This is a genomic window from Virgisporangium aurantiacum (genome assembly GCF_016863635.1).
GTDB classification, from domain to species: Bacteria; Actinomycetota; Actinomycetes; order Mycobacteriales; family Micromonosporaceae; genus Virgisporangium; species Virgisporangium aurantiacum.
This window is the reverse complement of record NZ_BOPG01000047.1, coordinates 34687-52436: the sequence shown is the minus strand read 5'-3', so window position 1 is coordinate 52436 and position 17750 is coordinate 34687. Positions and strand designations below refer to the sequence as shown.

At 72.1% G+C, this 17750-nt stretch carries 17 protein-coding genes; 6 read left to right on the top strand and 11 right to left on the bottom strand.

The window, feature by feature from the left end; genetic code table 11:
- Nucleotides 1-6: 6 nt before the first annotated feature.
- The gene (locus Vau01_RS34885) at nucleotides 7-1614 is read left to right on the top strand and encodes an amidase (RefSeq protein WP_204001860.1); all 1608 of its coding nucleotides are present in this window, start codon (nucleotides 7-9) and stop codon (nucleotides 1612-1614) included.
- On the opposite strand, the gene Vau01_RS34880 is transcribed toward Vau01_RS34885, so the two are convergent.
- A complete protein-coding gene (locus tag Vau01_RS34880) occupies nucleotides 1596-4784 on the bottom strand; it encodes an AfsR/SARP family transcriptional regulator (RefSeq protein ID WP_204001846.1) in 3189 nt (1062 codons plus the stop codon). The genes Vau01_RS34885 and Vau01_RS34880 overlap by 19 nt on opposite strands.
- A gap of 54 nt (nucleotides 4785-4838) precedes the next feature.
- The gene (locus Vau01_RS34875; RefSeq protein ID WP_239152096.1) at nucleotides 4839-5927 is read right to left on the bottom strand and encodes a serine hydrolase; all 1089 of its coding nucleotides are present in this window, start codon (nucleotides 5925-5927) and stop codon (nucleotides 4839-4841) included.
- Between the two features lie 110 nt (nucleotides 5928-6037).
- On the opposite strand from Vau01_RS34875, the gene Vau01_RS34870 reads away from it, so the two are divergent.
- The gene (locus Vau01_RS34870; RefSeq protein WP_204001842.1) at nucleotides 6038-6496 is read left to right on the top strand and encodes a PPOX class F420-dependent oxidoreductase; all 459 of its coding nucleotides are present in this window, start codon (nucleotides 6038-6040) and stop codon (nucleotides 6494-6496) included.
- A 32-nt stretch (nucleotides 6497-6528) separates the two neighbouring features.
- A complete protein-coding gene (gene arfB / locus Vau01_RS34865; protein WP_204001840.1) occupies nucleotides 6529-6954 on the top strand; it encodes an alternative ribosome rescue aminoacyl-tRNA hydrolase ArfB in 426 nt (141 codons plus the stop codon).
- On the opposite strand, the gene Vau01_RS34860 is transcribed toward arfB, so the two are convergent.
- Both Vau01_RS34860 and Vau01_RS34855 read right to left on the bottom strand, forming a co-directional pair.
- Nucleotides 6920-7639 (bottom strand): CmcI family methyltransferase, encoded by a 720-nt coding sequence (locus Vau01_RS34860; protein ID WP_204001838.1) that lies wholly within the window; start codon nucleotides 7637-7639, stop codon nucleotides 6920-6922. The two genes, arfB and Vau01_RS34860, sit on opposite strands and share 35 nt — an antisense overlap.
- Nucleotides 7614-8579: a hypothetical protein gene (locus Vau01_RS34855; protein ID WP_204001836.1), complete on the bottom strand. Its 966-nt coding sequence runs from the start codon at nucleotides 8577-8579 to the stop codon at nucleotides 7614-7616. The genes Vau01_RS34860 and Vau01_RS34855 overlap by 26 nt, the downstream gene beginning before the upstream one ends.
- Nucleotides 8580-8582: 3 nt before the next feature.
- Here Vau01_RS34855 and Vau01_RS34850 point away from each other — a divergent pair, with 3 nt between their 5' ends.
- Entirely contained in the window at nucleotides 8583-8912 is a 330-nt protein-coding gene (locus Vau01_RS34850; protein ID WP_204001834.1) for a hypothetical protein, read from the top strand.
- Here the strand turns inward: Vau01_RS34850 and Vau01_RS34845 are convergent.
- Nucleotides 8893-9039: a hypothetical protein gene (locus Vau01_RS34845; protein WP_204001831.1), complete on the bottom strand. Its 147-nt coding sequence runs from the start codon at nucleotides 9037-9039 to the stop codon at nucleotides 8893-8895. The two genes, Vau01_RS34850 and Vau01_RS34845, sit on opposite strands and share 20 nt — an antisense overlap.
- A 138-nt stretch (nucleotides 9040-9177) precedes the next feature.
- Between Vau01_RS34845 and Vau01_RS34840 the strand changes: the two genes are divergently transcribed.
- Nucleotides 9178-10050 carry a DUF559 domain-containing protein gene (locus tag Vau01_RS34840; protein ID WP_239152095.1) on the top strand — a complete coding sequence of 291 codons (873 nt, stop codon included), beginning with the start codon at nucleotides 9178-9180 and terminating at the stop codon, nucleotides 10048-10050.
- Here Vau01_RS34840 and Vau01_RS34835 read toward each other — a convergent pair whose 3' ends face one another.
- From Vau01_RS34835 to Vau01_RS34815, 5 genes are read right to left on the bottom strand one after another with little or no spacing between them, the layout of a single operon-like run.
- Nucleotides 10051-10914, bottom strand: a complete 864-nt coding sequence (locus Vau01_RS34835) for an endo alpha-1,4 polygalactosaminidase (protein ID WP_204001827.1) — start codon at nucleotides 10912-10914, stop codon at nucleotides 10051-10053.
- Nucleotides 10911-11543, bottom strand: coding sequence for a spherulation-specific family 4 protein (locus Vau01_RS34830; RefSeq protein WP_204001825.1), 633 nt, complete (start codon nucleotides 11541-11543; stop codon nucleotides 10911-10913). The genes Vau01_RS34835 and Vau01_RS34830 overlap by 4 nt, the downstream gene beginning before the upstream one ends.
- Complete coding sequence (locus tag Vau01_RS34825; RefSeq protein WP_204001822.1) at nucleotides 11540-12877, bottom strand: hypothetical protein; 1338 nt, start codon at nucleotides 12875-12877, stop codon at nucleotides 11540-11542. The genes Vau01_RS34830 and Vau01_RS34825 overlap by 4 nt, the downstream gene beginning before the upstream one ends.
- On the bottom strand, nucleotides 12874-14277 hold the full coding sequence (gene pelF / locus Vau01_RS34820) for a GT4 family glycosyltransferase PelF (RefSeq protein ID WP_204001819.1): 1404 nt from the start codon (nucleotides 14275-14277) through the stop codon (nucleotides 12874-12876). Before pelF ends, Vau01_RS34825 begins: the two co-directional genes overlap by 4 nt.
- Complete coding sequence (locus tag Vau01_RS34815; RefSeq protein ID WP_204001810.1) at nucleotides 14274-16175, bottom strand: hypothetical protein; 1902 nt, start codon at nucleotides 16173-16175, stop codon at nucleotides 14274-14276. The genes pelF and Vau01_RS34815 overlap by 4 nt, the downstream gene beginning before the upstream one ends.
- A gap of 118 nt (nucleotides 16176-16293) precedes the next feature.
- Here Vau01_RS34815 and Vau01_RS34810 point away from each other — a divergent pair, with 118 nt between their 5' ends.
- On the top strand, nucleotides 16294-17115 hold the full coding sequence (locus tag Vau01_RS34810; protein ID WP_239152094.1) for a DUF1206 domain-containing protein: 822 nt from the start codon (nucleotides 16294-16296) through the stop codon (nucleotides 17113-17115).
- Nucleotides 17116-17159: 44 nt separating this feature from the next.
- Here the strand turns inward: Vau01_RS34810 and Vau01_RS34805 are convergent, their stop codons facing one another.
- Nucleotides 17160-17591, bottom strand: a complete 432-nt coding sequence (locus tag Vau01_RS34805; protein WP_203928863.1) for an SsgA family sporulation/cell division regulator — start codon at nucleotides 17589-17591, stop codon at nucleotides 17160-17162.
- Between the last annotated feature and the right edge of the window lie 159 nt (nucleotides 17592-17750).

Sequence of the window (17750 nt, the reverse complement as noted above, 5' to 3'; positions counted from 1 at the left end):
GCCTCGATGCGGATACCCAGGCGACTGCTCGCCCTTCCGGTGCTGTTGACCCTGCTCATCACGCTTGTGGGAACCCCGGCCGGTGCGTCTTCCGGGGCGGTGCGCTTCGGCGGCGTCGACCTCGACAAAGCGACCGTCCTCGATCTGCAGAAGGCGTTCCGGGACCGGAAACTCAGCTCGGCCGGACTCACCTCGTTCTACCTCGCCCGGATCAGGGCACTGAACCCGCGGCTCCACGCCGTGATCGAGACGAATCCGGACGCTCTGAAGGCCGCTCAGATGAGTGACCGGCACCGCCGCCAGCACGGCGCGCGCAGCCTGCTCGAAGGCGTTCCGGTGCTGCTCAAGGACAACGTCGACACCGCCGATCGGCAGCACTCCACCGCCGGGTCGTTCGCGCTGGTGCGGTCGACCCCGGCCCGCGACGCGCACCTGGCCAGGCAGCTGCGGGACGCGGGCGCGATCCTGCTCGGCAAGGCGAACCTCTCCGAGTGGGCGAACTTCCGGTCGACGAACTCCAGCAGCGGCTGGAGCGCCCGGGGCGGGCAGGGCAACAACCCGCACGTGCTCGACCGGAACCCGTGCGGGTCGAGCAGCGGCTCGGGGCAGGCGGCGGCCGCGAACCTGGCCAGCGTCACCATCGGCACGGAGACCGACGGGTCGATCGTGTGCCCGTCCGGCGCCAACGGCGTGGTCGGGATCAAGCCGACGCTCGGGCTGGTCAGCCGCTCCGGCGTCGTCCCCATCTCGGCCCAGCAGGACACGGCCGGGCCGATCACGCGGTCGGTGACCGACGCGGCGGCCGTGCTCTCGGTGATCCAGGGCGTCGACCGGCGCGACTCCGCCACGATCGAGGCCGGCCCGTACGTGCGGCGCGACTACACGCGGGCGCTGGACCGGAACGCGTTGCGTGGCAAGCGGATCGGGGTGTGGCGGGTCAGCGGCGGCAACCCGGTGAACGACGCCGCGGTCAACGCGGTGATCGACTCCAGCGTGGCGGCGCTGCGCCGGCAGGGTGCCACGGTGATCGACAACCTGACGCTGCCCGGCCTCGACGTCGTCGACGCCAACGAGTACCCAGCGCTGCTGGTGGAGTTCAAGCACGACCTCAACGCGTACCTCGCGGGGCGGCCCGGGCCGCACCCCGGCGACCTGGCCGGGCTGATCGAGTTCAACCGCCGCAACGCGGCGATCGAGATGCCGTACTTCGGCCAGGAGATCTTCGAGCAGGCGCAGGCGACCAGCGGCGACCTGAGCGACCCGACCTACAAGGCCCAGCGCGCGGCCGCCACCGACGGTGCCCGCGCCGCGATCGACGACACGATCCGGGCCAACCGCCTCGACGCGATCATGGCGCCGACCAACGGACCGGCGTGGAAGACCGACCTGGAGAACGGCGCCGACTTCGAGGGCTTCATCGGCTCCTCGACGCCGGCGGCGGTGTCGGGGTACCCGAACGTGACGGTTCCGGCCGGCTTCGCGCGTCAGTACCTGCCGATCGGGGTCTCGTTCTTCGCCGGGCGGTGGAGCGAGCCGACGCTGGTGTCGGTGGCGTTCGCATTCGAGCAGGCCACGAACGCGCGGCGGGCACCTACCTACCGGGAAACGTTGTAACGGTTGACGAACGCGCGCAGCGACTCGTGATCCATCTGCTGCCCGCGTTCGTAGGCCGCGTCGTACCCCGGCCCGGCCCCGTCGCGCACCCGCGCGGCGAGTTCCGAGGTGACCGGTCGGGCCGGGCCGATCCCGCTGTTCAACAGGTGGGCCGTGCCGAGCAGCGTCGCGGCGGTGTCCGCGTCGCCGTTCCGTAGCGACAGGTCGGCCAGCGCGTACACCGCGTCGGCCGCCGTGTACGGGCTCAGCTGCTGCAGCGAGTTGTCGAGCGCCCGCCGGTACCAGGTCTCGGCCTCGGCGGTCTCGTGGGCCTGTTCGGCGCACCGCCCCACTTCCACCAGGATCATGGTGCGGATCGCGGACGGGCCGAAGCCGTCGGCGGGGCAGTTCGCGAGCGCGGCGTCGAACAGCTCCCGGGCCCGGACGAGGTCGCCGTCGAGCCGGGCCAGCATGCCCAGGCCGGCGTCGGTGGCCGCGAAGAGTTCGGCCGCGCCCGACCGGCGCGCGAGCCGGGCCGCCCGCTCGTAGTCGGCCCGCGCGGCGACGAGGTCGCCGACGGCGATGCGCCGGTCGGCCCGCCGGCAGAGCAGTTCGGCCACCTCCGCCGGGGCGTCGAGCTGCGCCGCCACGGCCAGCGCCTCGTCGGTGAGGGCCGCCGCCCGGGCCAGGTCGCCCTGGGCGTCGGCCAGGTCGGCGGACGCGGCCAGCGTCGTCGCCAGGGCCCACCGCTCTCCGACCACCCGGAGCTGGGCGACGCCCGCCGCGAACTCCTCGGCCGCGCCCTCGCCGTCGCCTCCGTACCACTTCACGTATCCGACCCCGAGGTACCGCAGCGCGGTCAGCCACGGGTCGTTCGCCAGCTCGTACCGGCGGACCATCCCGAGCAGGTACTCGGTCTCGTCCATCGGCGGGCCGCTGTTCACCGCCCACATCACGTTCAGGAACGGCTGCTCCGGCAACGCCTCCAGGCTGCTCATCAGCGCGTCGACGTTCTTCAGCTGCACCCGCAGGTCGCGCACCGGCGGACCGCTGGCGGCGTGCAGCACGCACAGCGCGTACTCCTCCTCCAGGCCGGGCACCGGGTCGTCGGACAGGTCGGCGAGCAGTTCGGCGGCCAGCTCCGCGCCGACGCCCCGGATGCCGCGCAGCCACCAGTACGGGGTCAGCGCCGCGATCAACCGCAACGCGAGGCCGGTGTCGCCGTGGACCATCGACTGCCGCAGCGCGGCGTGCAGGTTGTCGTACTCGTCGTCGAGCCGGCGCAGCCAGTCGAGCTGCTCCGACCGCAGCAGGTGCGGCCCGGCGGCCCGGGCGACGTCGAGGAAGTAGCGGGCGTGCGCGGCCCGGAGCTCGTCGGCCTCGCCGGCCGCGGCGAGCTGTTCGGCGCCGAAGGCGCGCACGGTGTCGAGCATCCGGTAGCGGCGGCCGCCGTCGACCGCCTCGACCAGGGACTTGTCGGCGAGGCTGGTCAGCAGGTCGACCACGTCGTCGACCCCACACACCTCTTCGGCGGCGGCGAGCGTGGCACCACCGGCGAACACGGTCAGGCGGCGGGCCAGGGTGCGCTCGTCCTCGTCGAGCAGGTCCCAGGACCACTCGACCACCGCACGCAGCGTGCGGTGCCGGGCCACGGCGGTGCGGCTCCCCCGGGACAGCAGCCGGAACCGGTCGTCGAGCCGCACCGCGACCTCGCCCACCGGCAGCGCCCGCAGCCGCGCGGCCGCGAGCTCGATGGCGAGCGGCAGGCCGTCGAGGGCGCGGCAGATCCGCACGACCGGTTCGAGGTTGGCCGGGTCGAGGCGGAAGCCGGGCAGCACGGCCGCGGCCCGGTCGACGAACAGCCTGATCGCGGGGTATGCGGTGGCGTCGGCCACGCCGGCCTCCGCCGGGGGCAGGCTCAGCGGGGGGACGGGGCTGAGCGTCTCGCCCGTGATGCCGAGCGCCTCGCGGCTGGTGGCCAGCACCTTCAGCTGCGGGCAGGCACCGAGCAACCGGGCCAGCAGCCGTGCCACCTCGTCGACCACGTGCTCGCAGTTGTCGACCACGAGCAGCAGGTCGCGCCCGGCGAGGGCGGCGGCCAGCCGCTCGGTGGCGTCGGTACGCGTCGGGCCGGTGCGGTCGGGCCCGGCGATCATGCCCGATTCGCGCAGGCCGAGCGCCCCGAGCACGGCCCGCGGGACGTCGGCCCCGTCGGCGATCGGCGCGAGCTCGACGAAGCACACCTCGCTGCCGGCGCCGGTGCTGGCGCGGGCGGCCGCCTCGACCGCCAGGCGGGTCTTGCCGGCGCCGCCGGGGCCGATGAGCGTCACCAGCCGGGTCCGCGCGAGCAGCGCGGCCAGCCGGTCCAGTTCGGCCTCGCGGCCGACGAAACTGGTCAGTTGCGCGGGCGGTGCCACCCGCAGCGGGGTGGCGTCCGCCGGTGGCCCGGGTTCGGCGCTCTCACCCCGAAGAACAGCCACGTGGACGGCCGACAGCTGCTCCGACGGGCTCGTGCCGAGCTGGTCGGCGAGCAGTTCCCGGGCCTCCTCGTACGAGGCGAGCGCCTCGGCGGCCCGGCCCGAGGCGGCCAGCGCCCGCATAAGCAGTCCCCGCAGCCGCTCGCGCAGCGGGTGGGCCGCCACCAGCGGCGCCAGCTCGGCGGCACAGGCGGCGGCGCGCCCGAGCGCGAGGTCGGCCTCGGCCCGGTCTTCGAGCGCGCCGAGCCGCACCTCCGCCAGCCGGGCGGCCTGCACGGCCGCGAACGGCGCGCCGCCGACGTCGGCGAACGGGGTGCCCCGCCACAGGTCCAGGGCCGCCGTCAGGTCGCGGGCCGCGCTCACATGGTCGCCCGTGGCGAGCGCGCGCCGCCCGGCGGCCGCGAGCCGCTCGAACCGGTGCAGGTCGGTGTCGTCGGGCTCGACGGCCAGCCGGTAGCCGGCCGGGTGGAACTCGATCGCGCCGGTGCCGCCCAGCGCCCGCCGCAGCCGCGATACCTGCGACTGCAGCGCGTTGGCCGCACCGGCCGGCGGGTTCTCCCCGTACAGCCCGTCGATCAGGCGCTCGGCGCCGACGATGCGACCGGCGTCGACCACGAGCATGCCGAGCAGCGCCCGCAGGCCCGTTCCCCCGAGCGCAACCTCGTCACCCGCCGACGACCGGGCCTGCGTCGGCCCCAACACCCCGTAGTACATGCCGGCAATTGTCCCCGGTGCCCCGGAGCCGACACAGTGGTGCTGGCACCACCGTCAATCGCCCTTGTACGGCACGAACGGTGCCGGACTGTAGTGGCTCCGCGCCGCCGCCGCCGTCGAGGTGGCGATCGAGTCGAACATCACCCGGCCGATCACCGCGTGTGCCTGCACCACCGGGTGGGTGGCGCCGTAGTTGCTCTGGTCGGGGTGGGCGTCGGCGAACATCGCGTAGGTGAGCTGGGGCGAGCCGTCGGTGCCGAACATGACCCCGGCCTCGTGGCGCGAGCCGCCCAGGGTGTTGAAGTCGGCGCCGTACTTGGTGGCGACGCGGCTGCGCTCGTCGGACGACATCTCGCGGCGCACGCCGTCCATGTAGCCGTTGACCCAGCGCAGCACCCGCAGGAACCACTGGGTCGACGCCGCGCTGAGCAGCGTGCCGCTGACCAGCCGGGTGAGCATGTCGTGGGTCTCGCGGGGCGTGGTGACGCCGAGGAAGAACCGGTTCGGGTTGGCCACCGGCTCCACGCGGGTGTGCACGAAGCCCTTGGCCTCGAGGATCTGGTTGATCTCGGCGGCCGGTACGTGCAGGCCGCTCAGCCGCACCGACGTGTTGTCGGAGACGAGCAGCATCGCGGTGAGGAAGTTCGCGACGGTGATCGAGTCGCCGTACGCGCCGCGGTGCAGGTGGAAGATGCCGCTGCCGCCGGCGATGATGTCGGCGGTGAGGACGACCTTCGTGTCGAGGGTCAGCGGCACGCCGTTGACCAGCCCGCCGCGGTCGATCTTGTCGAGCACGCACATCGCGACGTACAGCTTCTGCACGCTGTACCCGTTGATCACGAAGTCGGCGTCGTCGGCGACGACCTCGGTCTTCGTGCCGTCGGCGTTCAGCAGCGCGATGTGCGAGTGCCAGCGGCCACCGGCGCGCACCTTGCGCGACTCGTAGCAGTGCCGGATGCGGCCCGGTCCGTTCGGCTCGACGCTCGGCACGTTTCCCGCCTCCACCGGTGGGGCCACGTTCCCGCCGGCCGGGGTCGCCGCACCGGCACCACCCGGTGCCGCCATGGCCGGCCCGGCCGTCACCGCGACCGCGGCACCGGCCGCCAGCGTAGCTCCGGCACCGATGGCGGCGCGCCTGCTCACTTGATTCGCCATAGTCTCCCCGTTCTACGTATCGACCGTGGTCAGATTCCCCCGCCAGAGACTAGACGGCTCGAACCGCGGGCGCGGTTGCACCCGCGTAGGCTCGGTTCATGAAGATCGCCACCGCTGATCGGGTCGAGCGGGCCGAGCTCCTCGAGTTCATCCGTCCACGGCACAACCTCGTCCTGGTCACCACGCGGGCCGACGGACGCCCGCAGCTGTCGCCGGTGACCGGCGGCGTCGACACCGACGGCCGGATCGTCGTCTCCAGCTACCCGCAGCGGGCCAAGTCGAAGAACGCCAAGCGCGACCCGCGCGTGTCGGTGCTGGTGCTCTCCGACAGCTTCGGCGACGCCTGGGTGCAGGTCGACGGCCGGGCCGAGGTCATCGAGCTGCCCGACGCGGTGGAGCCGCTGGTCGAGTACTTCCGGTGCATCTCCGGCGAGCACTCCGACTGGGACGAGTACCGGGCGGCGATGGTCCGCCAGGGCAAGTGCCTGATCCGCGTCACGATCGAGAGCTGGGGCCCGATCGCCACCGGCGGCTTCCCGCCGGAGCTCGCCGGCTGAAACCGGTTGTCGGCGCTGGCATCCTTGTAATCATGGCCGATGAGATACCTCTGCGCGGTGGGGTCGCGATCCCGCGGTCCGAGCTGTCGTGGCGGTTCTCCCGGTCGAGCGGCCCGGGCGGGCAGTCCGTGAACACCGCCGACTCGCGGGTCGAGCTGCGCTGGAACCTCGCCGAGAGCGGCGCGCTGCCGTCCGTCCTCCGGACGCGGGCGCTCGAACGGTTGGCCGGCCGCCTGGTCGACGGTTCGCTGGTCGTCTTCGCGCAGGAGCACCGCGAGCAGTTGCGGAACCGGCGTGCCGCCGAGGCCAGGCTGGTCGCGCTGGTCACGGCCGCGATCGCGCCGGGCCCGGCGGCGCGGCGACCCACCAGGCCGTCGCGGGGAGCGGTGCAAAGGCGATTGGACGGTAAACGCGCGCGCGCCATCACCAAGCAGCAGCGCCGCCGGCCGGAGGACTGACCCGCTCCAGGTAGCCGCCGGGGAAACAGGTCAGGCCGTACCGTTCCAGGTCGCGCCGCACGCGGAACTGCTTTCCGTCCGCGCCGGCGAGGAAGTCGTGGATCGCGGGCAGCACGCCGCGCGGCAGGTCCTTGTCGGGCCGCAGGTCGGGGACGTCGACGATGCCGTCCTCCACCACGAAGAAGCCGCCCGGTGGAACGAAACGGGCGAACCCGTCGAGTGCGGCCTTGGTCGTCTCGTACGCGTGCAACGTGTCCTCCACCACCAGGCAGCGGGCGCCGGGCCTGAGGAGCGCGCTCACGCGGTCAGCTAGCTCTTTGTCCCCGAGATCGGCCGTGAGCAGCGTGATGCCCGGCGGGTCGGCGCCGATCGCCTTCCGCGCCTTCGCGTGGTCGCGGTCGATCGAGATCACCTGTGGGTGCCGGATCCGCCCGTAGCCGGTGGCCATCGTGGTGAGCCGGTCGCGGAACCACAGCGCCGAGCCACCGTGGTTGGTGCCGAGTTCGATCACCGTGTCGGCCCGCGAGATCCACAGCAGGTGCTCGTAGACGCGCAGATCCTCGGGCATCTTCTGGATGCGGACGCCCGCGTACACGTCCTTGACGTGCTGGGCCTCCCGGTCGAGCCAGAAGTCCCGCAGCGGTGCGGCGAGGTCGGCCTCAACGGCCGGCGGCAGTAGCTCCATCAGCCGACAATGCCGGAATTGTGTTACGTCCGCCCGACGATGTCAGTAACAAGGCCAACAGCACGGGAAACTCGAGGTACGCGTGGTAGGTGGCGAGGGCCGCGTACACGGAGCGGCCGCTCCAGTAGTCCACCGCGAACATCGCGGCGAGCACCAGGCCGCCGGCGACGCCGAGCGCCCACACCCTTCTGTTCGGCAGCGCCGGAACTCTCTGCTCGAACGCCGCGGTGGCGTCGGGGGCGTACCGCGGCAGGAACCACACCCACACCACGTAGTGCATGGTCTGCAGGAACGCGAACACCACGAGGAACCGTGTTCCGACGACCGTGTCGACGGCGGACGGCGGCGCGCTCACGGCGACGATCTTGTCTGTGAACCCGCTCGTGCTGAGATCGCCGGTCCAGGCGTCGGCGGCGCCGGCCAGGATCAGCGCCGGCGCCGCGAGCACCCAGGCGACCTGTACCGCGCGGAACCCCGCCCGCGCGGCGTTTGTCGGAAGGCGCCGGGCCCATTCCCACAGAAAAATCAACGGGACGACGTTGTGCAGGTGCGCCAGCACCACGAAGTGGTACGCCGGCCAGCGGATGCTCGCTCCCACGGCCACCACGAGCGCCGCGAGCACCAGGTATCGCACCCTGTTGCGGGCGACCACGGTCGCGGCGGCGAGCACCGCGTACCCGATGACAATCTCCGCATACCGGGCCGGCGCGCCGACCACCAACGCCGCGACCCGGCACACCACGATGCCGCTCACCAGCGCGACGAGCGATACCAGGAACCGTCCCTTGAGGACATGCTGGAACCGCCCGGTGACGTACCGCAGTTCGAGGACGTTGTGGAGCACCCCGAACGCGATCAACCCGAGCACCGTGGTGGCGATCGGCGCGTTGACCGCGAGCGCGAACGCCCCCACCGCGGCGAGCACCATCAGTACGGTCACGGGGTGCCCCAGGTGACCGCGCTGCTGCTGACGCTGGCCGTGGAGGTCCCGCTGTACGTTGCCGCCCTGGTGTCGTTGCGGCTGGCGCCGCTGTGGCGGGCGGTGGCGCTGGCGCTGGTCGTCAACCTGCTGACCCACCCCGTCCTCTGGTCGGCCCTGGGCGAGCGCCCGCCGGTGCTGCGCGTCGCCGCCGCCGAGATCGTGGTGTGGCTGGTGGAGGCCGCCATACTCTGGCTGGCGGTGCGCCGCCGCCCGACGCTGATCGCCCTGGTGGCCGCCGGTGCCAACGCCGGTTCGATCCTGGCCGGTGCCCTCATTGCCGGTTTCGCCTGACCACCAGCACAATGACGATCACGATCGCCGCCACGAACAGCAGGCACAACCCGCCCAGCAGGCCGAGCGTGAGAACAACGTCGGACGGCTCCGGCTCCGGCGCAACATCGGCAAGCACCTCATTCACGCCGACATCGTAGGCGCCCGCGCTAGCCGGACACTTTTTGTAGTGATAGCTGCAAAAAGTGTCCGGCTAAGTTGGTTATCCACAGGCGCGAAGATCGCGCGTGACACATATGCGGCCGCGGGGTCACACTTCCCCACCGTGAGTTCGCGCGACAATGACGTCCTCGGCCAACTCCTGCTGCGGCAGGACAACGTGATCAGCCGGCGGCAGGCGCTACGGCTGCTCGGCCCGGGAGCGGTCAGGCACCGCCTGGCCACCGGGCGATGGCAGGTGGCGCACCGGGGTGTCTATTTCGCCGGCTCGGAGCCGTTCGTCTTCGCGAACGAGAACCAGCGTCAATGGGTCGCTTCCCTCAGCGCGGGCGGCGGCCGCGCGGCTCCGCTCGGCGGTGTGACCGCCCTGACGGTGCTGGGGTTGCGCGGTTTCACCGAGCACGACATCCACGTGGTTCTTCCCGAACGCATGCGGCACCGAAAGCCGCCGATCTTCGCCGTCGTACACCGGATCGCCGGCCTCGCGCGGGAGCGGTGGACCTGTTTCGACGACCGGGCCCGCGCATTGATCGCCGCGGCCCATCAACAGCGACTGGTCGACGGTGACGAGGTGGAGCGGATCGTTGCCGCGATGCCGAGGGTGCGCCGTCGTGGCCTCATCCTGGAGGCGGCCCGGGACGCGCAGGGCGGCGTTCACTCACTGCCCGAAGCCGAGTTCATCCGGTTGTGCCGCGACGCCGGTTTTCCCCGGCCAACCTGCCAGGTGATACGCGACGACTCGGCGGGCCGGCGGCGCTACCTCGACGCGGTCTTCGAGGGATGGCGGGTACACGTCGAGATCGACGGGGGCCAGCACATGGACGTTCGGCAGTGGTGGGCGGACATGAAGCGGCAGAACGACCTTTGGATTCCCGGTGGGCGGGTGCTGCGGTTCCCGTCGTGGGCCGTGCGGCACCGGCCCGAGGAGGTGGCCGACCAACTGCGGGCCGCACTCGTGGCGGCAGGATGGCGGCCGTGATCAGCAGGTTTCGCGCCAGGCGTCGAGTTCGGGTTTCTTGCGCATCGAGGAGAAGCCGAGCCGTCGGGATTCGGGACAGAAGCGGCCACTCTCCTTTTCGTACTCTACGTGGAAGACGGGCTTGCCGGCCTTCACGAACACCGCGAGCTTGTCGCACTCGTCGTACTGGGCGCACTCCTCGTTGACCGCGAAGTCGAATTGTGGGGCCAGTTCGGCGGCCTGGTCGACGTCGTTCTTCAGGCCTACCGCCAGGCCGCGCCGGTGGGCCAGGTCGGCCAGCCGGCGGTTGAACGTCAACTGGTCGGCCGCCTTCAGGGGGAAGCCGGACTTGTTGGCGTAGCCGTCGACGTTGTCGGGCTCGACGGCGTCGAAGCCCTTGGCCTTGCAGGTGTCGAAGCGGGCCGCGAGGATCGGCTCCAGGGTCTTCCACTGCCGGATGTCGAGCCAGCGCTCGCCGGGCCAGCCGTCGAGTTCCTTGCCCAGCACGGACTTCGGGAACTTTCCGGCGTCGGGGCGCCACTTCTCCCAGGCACCGGCGTTCACGTAGCAGATGGTGCGGCGGCCGGCGGCCCTCAGGGCGGCCACGTCGGCGGCGGACGTGTCCTGGCCGTCGACGTCGTACACCTGGGCGTCGACGGAGCGGTCGAGCTTGCCGCTGAGCTGCCACTGCCAGGTGAGCCCGGCGCGCGGGCGCCACCACTCGCCGACGGTCACGGGGGAAGCGTCCACAGCGGACGGTGACAACGGCGGGGGCGCATCGGCGTCATCGATGTTCTTTTCGGAGCGGAACGACCACAGTGCGATGCCGGCGGCCAGCGCCACGACCAACGCCGCGCCGCCGAGAACGAGCCGGAAAGACCTCACGCCACCACCCCGGCCGGCACGCGCAACGGCGCCGGCAGGCCCCGGTACGGGTTCGTGCCGGCGAGATCGGTGACGAGGCCGTGCGCCACGCGGCGGTAGAGCCGGCGGGTGGCCTCGGTCAGGTCCGCCACGGGTACGTCGTACACCAGATGCGCGGCGTTCGGCCAGTCGGGCTCGGCGGGCGTGGCCCGGTACCGCGGCCACGGACCCTCGTACGTGCACACGAGATCGGCGAGCGCGGCGTAGCCGGGATGCGGCCGCACGCCGGGATTCAGCACGATCCGGCCGCGCACGGTGGCGACCGCGTGCGTCATCCACCGCAACGACGCCAGATCGGACGGCACCTGGTCGAAGAACACGCCACCGACCGGATAGGCGCGCCAGGCAAGGATATCGGTGCGGACGTCGTCGATGGGACGCCCGGCGTAGTCGACGTCGACGTAGCCGAGCATCGGCACCTCCGCCTCGGCGAGGGCCGCACACGCGTAGCCGTAGGCGGGATCGTACCGCCGTCCGGGTCCATTGTGGACGTTCACGATCACCGTGACGTCCCACCGGTTCTCGGCCACGGCCGCCCACGCGTCGGGGTCGTCGGCGGGGTACACGTACAGCGGCAGCAGCGTCGTCACCGGTAGCTCCAACGGTCCTTCAGCACCATCGCCACCACACCGAGCGCCGGCACGCACACCGCGAACAGCACCACCGCCACGAGCATGTCGATCAGCTGGGTCGTCGCACCGGGCAAGGCCCGATAGAGGACGCCGATGAGCACGGCCGGCCACCACACCAGCAACGCCGCCAGGCCCAACCGGCGGTGCGCGACGAGCACCAGGCACAACCCGTTCACGGCCGCCAGCAGCACCACCGCCGCGAGCCGGCCCGACTCCGACGCCGTCAGCAACGCACCGGCCGCCACCGGAACCGCCAGCACGCCCAGCGTCGCCAGCGACACCCGGGTGAGCCGGCGCGGGTACTGCCAGCGGTCGGTGAGCGCGGCCCGGGTGACCGCGACCCGCCGCTGGTGCCACACCAGCACGAGTTCGGCGAGCGGAACCCCGACCAGCAAAGGGATCACGGCGACCGGTTCGCGGAGCAGGTCGCCGCCGGCGAGCACCACCGACGCGAACAGCACGGCCTGTCCGGCACCGACGGCGCCGTTGGCCAACGCCCGCGCCGCCTCCCGCGGGCGCGGCCGGTACCACTCGCCCTTCCGCGTCGCGGGGCCGTACGCGACGATCACCAGCACCCCGATCGCGGCGCCGACGATCCACAGACCGGTGCCCGCGTACACGGCCCCGGCGGCGATCCAGACCCCGGCGGCGGCCGCGAGCACCCGCTTCTCGGTGCCGGTCACCAACGCGACGGCGGTCGAGGCGAACAGCGCCACCTGCCCGGCCGCCACGGCGTGGGCCAGCGGATCGGTGACGCCGAACGCGACGAGCAGCCCCGCCCACGCCGCACCGGCGGCCACGAACCCGAGCGCGAGCACCCGGACCGCGGCGACCGCACCGATGGCGCCCAGCGCCCGGTAACCCAGGAACGCCAACGCCTGCGCCGTCGCCCAGCCGTAGATGAGCGCGCCCGCACCGGCCGGCGCGGGCACCCCGGCGAACTCGGTCGCGCCGCCGACGGCGACCACGGCCGGCGTCAGGTACAGCGCCGAGCGGACGAGCGTCACCCCGACGCCCGACGCCGGGCCGACCCGGTCGGGCGCGACCGCGTTGGGGTCGTGCCCGCCGGGCGCGTAGCCGGCGGTCGGGTAGGCCGCGTGGTCCGCGCGCAGCCGGGCCGCTAGCGAGAAGACGCTCGTGACGCCGTAGTCCCGCTCCGCCACCCGGTCGTTGACGCCGCTCGCCTCCAGGTACGCGGCCACTTCCCCGGTGTCGACGGCCGACCGGCAGACCGGGGCCATCCGCTGTTCCAGCGACGCGTACAACTCGTCGGTCACCACCATGGTGATCACACCAATGCCCCTAGCCGCCGGTAGTGGCCCCGATACGTGGACAGGCATCTGTCCAATGTGTACTCACCCAGTGCCCTGGCCCGGGCCCGCCGGGCCATGTCCGCCCGTCTGGCGGGGTCGGTCAGCAGTTCCAGACAGGCGTTGGCGAAGGCGCGCGGGTCGCGGGGCGACACCACGAGCCCGGTGTCGCCGACCGCCTCGGCGACGCCGCCGACGTCGGTGCTCACCGTCGCCCGGCCGCACATCATCGCCTCGATCACCGTGTACGGCATGCCCTCCGAGACGCTCGACAGCGCCACCACGTGGCCGGCGGCGAACGCCTCGCGGCTGCACGCCACCTCACCCGCGAACGTCACCGCGTCGGCGATCTGGAGGTCGGCGGCGAGCTTGCGGCAGGTGGCGGCGTACGCCTCGTTGCCGGCCGGAACCGGGCCGGCCAGGTGCAGCCGCGCGGTCGGCAGCCAGGCCCGCACGTAGCCGAACGCGCGGATCAGCGTCTCCAGGTCCTTCAACGGGTCGACGCGGCCGACCCACGTGATGGTCGGCCGGTCGGGTTCGCCCTCGATCGGCGCGAACCGGCCCGGGTCGACGCCGTTGGGAATCACCGCGATGCGGGCCGGGTCGGCGCCGTGCCGTTCGGCCCAGCGCCGGTTGAACCCGCTCACCGGCGCGATCAGCGCGGCCTCGGCGTAGGCGAGCTTCGCCAGCGCCCGGTGGAACCGGAGCAGCGTCGCCTTCACCCCCGGCGCGAGACCCCGCGTGGAGAAGTACCGCTCGCGCAGGTACACGCCGTGCTCGGTGAGCACGAACGGCCGCCGGTCGCGCCACTTCGAGGCGAGCGCGATCAGCGCCGCGAGGCCGTTTGCGTTGGCGTGGCACAGGTCGACCGGCGGGAGGACGGCGGCGAGCGGGCGCACCGAGTGTTCGAGCAGGACGGCCGCGTCGTCGGCGTCGCGCATGGTGAGCCGGGGCAGCGCCGGGCTGCCCGCCCACGCGTCCAGGAGGATGTCGGTCAGCGGAGCACCCGCCAGCGGATGCCGGCCGGCCGGCGAGCGGAACCAGCGGCGCGGCGGGACGGCCGCGAACGCCAGTTCCCGCAGCCCCTCCGCGAACACCGCGAGGTCGGCCGGTGTGTTGCCGAGCATGCCCCGGCACATCCGGGCCGCGGCGCGCTCGGCCTTGTACCGACCCGGCCGCTCGATTCCCCACATCGGCACCGGTTGCACGGCGTCCACTGTGGACGGCAGCGGCGCCGTCACCGGCGGCGGCGTGTCGCCGGACGTGATCGAGACCAGGTGCCAGCGCACCTCGGGCAGCCCCCGCACGAGGTGGTCGCACCAGGTGCTCACCCCACCCGGCGCGTACGGGTAGGTGCCCTCGTTGATCAGCGCGATCCTCATGATGGCAGCTTCACGGCGACCGGCTTGTTCCGGGCCAGGCTCTGCCACGCCGACCGTTGCCCGCCGTACGCCTCGCCGTACGCGTCACCGGGTACGCCGACCCCGAGCAGGTTCAGGCTCACCTTCCGGGTTCCGGTCGGCGCGGTCAGCGGGGTGTCGATCGCGGCGGCGCCGGTGTTGACGATCGTCACCGTGTCGCCGATCCGGTAGCCGGTGACCGTGCGCGCCGCGACGGCCTTCCGCCACGCGTCCTGGCGCGCGAACAACTGGCCGACCGCCGACATGCGCGGGTTCACCAGTCCGGTGTTCGCGGCGTAGACCGCTTTGTATCTTGTCAGAAGCCCGTCGAGCACCGGGTACAGCACCTTGTCCTCCGTGATGTTGGACTGGTGCGCGTAGTGCGGACGCGGGTCGGCCGCCGCGACGTGGTCGAACGCGATGCGCACCTCGGTCGGCACGATGTAGCTCGTGAAGCCGTTGGCGCCCAGCGGTGTGATGCACGTCGACGCCGGGTTCGTCTCGCAGATCCCGCTGCCGCCGTTCGCCCGCGACGTGTAGACCCAGTTGTACTCGTCGACCGCCTCGGCAGCCTTGCCGGTGTTGTAGTAGATGTTCATCGGGTGCCGGGGCACCGTGCGGGCGGGTCCGATCACGCGGGAGAACTGCTCGCGCGACGCGTCCGCGGCGATCGAGGTGATGCCGGCCGCCTGCAGCGCCGGGCCGAGGTTCGGGTTGTCCGCCGGCAGCTCCGGCAGCGACCGCAGCCCGGAGTGCTCGCCGGTCACCAGTTCCTGCTTGTCGATCGTGACGCCGTTGGTGCGGGCCCAGTCGACGTTCTTCGTGATCTCGGCCGTGATGTCCGCGGCAGCCACGGACCCCAGATGCAGGTGGCTCCAGGTGTGGTTCAGCCAGCGCAGGTCGGCCTTGCGGGCGAGCAGCCGCGTGGTGAGCGGGTCGGTCGCCTTGGCGCCGAAGGCGTTGTAGGCGACGTCGAGCTTGAGCCCGTTCTTCTGCTGCCACGCGACGAGCGTGTCGACGTCGGCCGGCAGCATGCGGATTTCCGGCGCAGTCAGGTCGGACGGGCAGTCGGCGCCGACCGTGCAGTTGCCGCCGGTGTGCCAGCGGTCGTCGGGCAGCAGCACGTCGTCGACGTGCAGGCTGAAGAAGTTTCGCCAGTAGCCGAGGTTGACGCCCTTGGTGAGCCAGGTGATCAGGCCGTGCCCGAGCACCAGCCCGTGGGTCAGAAACCGGTTCAGCGCAGTGGTGACGACGAGTTGCTCACGTCCGTCCACTGTGTACACACCGGCGACGGACCCGGCGCCCCCGCCCTTCGCCTGGCCGGTGACCAGCGGGGTGAAGCCGGCACCGGCGGTGCCGAGCGTCGCGAACGACTCGGGGACGCTCGGATCCCGGTCGTCGACGGGGATCGCCCCGGCGAGGTAGCCGAAGCCGGCCGCCTTGCCGGCCGCGGTGACGGTGAGCGAGCCGCCGTCGAGCGGACCGCTCCACGCCGTGGTCTGGCCGGCGTGCGGCCCGGCCCAGGTGTAGGCGACCAGGCGCCGCACGCCGAAGCCGCGCTCGTAGTCGGCCAGCGCGGTCGCCTCGGCGGCCGGCAGCGGGTTCTCGTTCGGCACCACGACACCCTGGTACTTCCCGTGGTCGGCGGCGGCGGTGAGCAGCGCCGGGGTGACGGTGGGGCGGCCGGCCAATCGGGTGTCGATCGAGTCGTAGGGGACGCCCTCGCGTTCGAGTTGCGCGCTCACCGCGTCGACGCCGGGGGTGCCGTCGGTGAGGACCAGAACGCGAAGGTCGATCCGCTTGCCGGCGTCGGCGGCGCCGGCGGGACCGGCCACGATGAGGGCCGCGACAGCGGCGACCGCGACTCCACTGGAAACCACGCCACGAAGGTTCACGTACGGGGAAACGACGCGGCCCCGGCCGCGAAACCTCACCCGTCCCATCCTTAACCGAACGGCCAAAGGTTTGAGGAAGGCCGTAACCGGACATGAAAACCACGTGACGACCGTTAATGAGGCCAGTGCGACCGCCCGCCGCCTGGGCAACAACAAGTGGCTGGAGCGGCTGACCCGCATCGGCCTCGTCGGGTACGGCGTGACCCACCTGATCGTGGGATGGATCGCCCTGCAACTGGCGTTCGGCAAGGCCGCCAAGGAGGGCGACCAGGCCGGCGCGTTCAAGACGCTCGCCGAGCAGCCCGCCGGCAAGTTCCTGCTGGTCGTGGTCACCATCGGCCTCGCGGCCATGGCCGTGTGGCAGGCGCTGGAGGCGGCGGTCGGGCACCTCGAGGACCGCGGACGCGAGCGCACGTTCGAGCGCCTGGGGTCGGTGTTCAAGACGGGCTTCTACGCGTACCTCGGGTACAAGGCGGTGACGGTGCTCCAGGGCGCCGGCAAGTCGTCCGGCGACCAGCAGCAGCAGGCGACCAGCTCGATGATGGACAACACCGGCGGGCGGCTGCTCGTCGGCGCGATCGGCATCGCGATCGCCGCGGTTGGCATCGGCCTGATCTGGTACGGCATCGCGAAGAAGTTCGAGAAGCACCTGAAATCCGGCCAGATGTCCGGGCGCGAGCGCAGCGTCTCGCGCGGGCTGGGCATCTCCGGCTACGCCGCCAAGGGGACCGTGTACGGCACGCTCGGCCTGCTGGTGCTCGTCGCCGCGGCGCAGCACGACGCCGGCAAGTCACGCGGACTCGACCAGGCGCTCAAGACCCTCGCGGAGCAACCGGCCGGCGACTTCCTACTGATCGGGGTCGCTGTCGGCCTCGCCGCGTACGGCGTGTTCTGCCTGTTCCAGGCGAAGTACCGCAAGGTCTGAACGTCGAGGGGACGCGCTCACGCGCGTCCCCTCTCTCTTTTTGCCTAGCGGCCCGCGAGTAGGCGGGTGACCGCCGCGTCCACATCGAGGTGGTCGCCTTCGCGACCACGCGGCACGGCGATGTAGGTCCGCCGCAGGAACCGCACGAGAACGCTGCGCGGCACCTCGAAGAGCGCGTTACCGTCGGGCGACGACAACGCCAAAGCCACAAAGTCACCGCGCGGGCTGGCCCACGGCCAGACCCGGACGTCGCCGATACCGGCCGGCTCGTCGAGCCCGGTCACCAGCAGTTCACGGGCGAACGACCAGCTGACCGGCTCGCCGCCGGCGGTCTCGGCATGAAAGAGGACGTGCACCGCGTACGGGTCCTCCGGGTCATACCGGAGACTCGCGCGCACCGGTAGAGCCGTCGCATCCGGCGCCACAAGCCGAAGCGACGTCTCCACCTCCACCGCTGTGGGTCGGATTGCACTCATGTCGAACTCCCCCCGGCACCCCGCGAGGCATACACGCCTCGCCCCTCCCAATACTCAGCGCTCATGAAGTGTTACGCTCCGCCATCCGCTGATCTCACCCGGTAGTGGGACCACGAACCCGATCCGCAGCGGGAAAAGCTGGCCAAAGGTACGATCGGC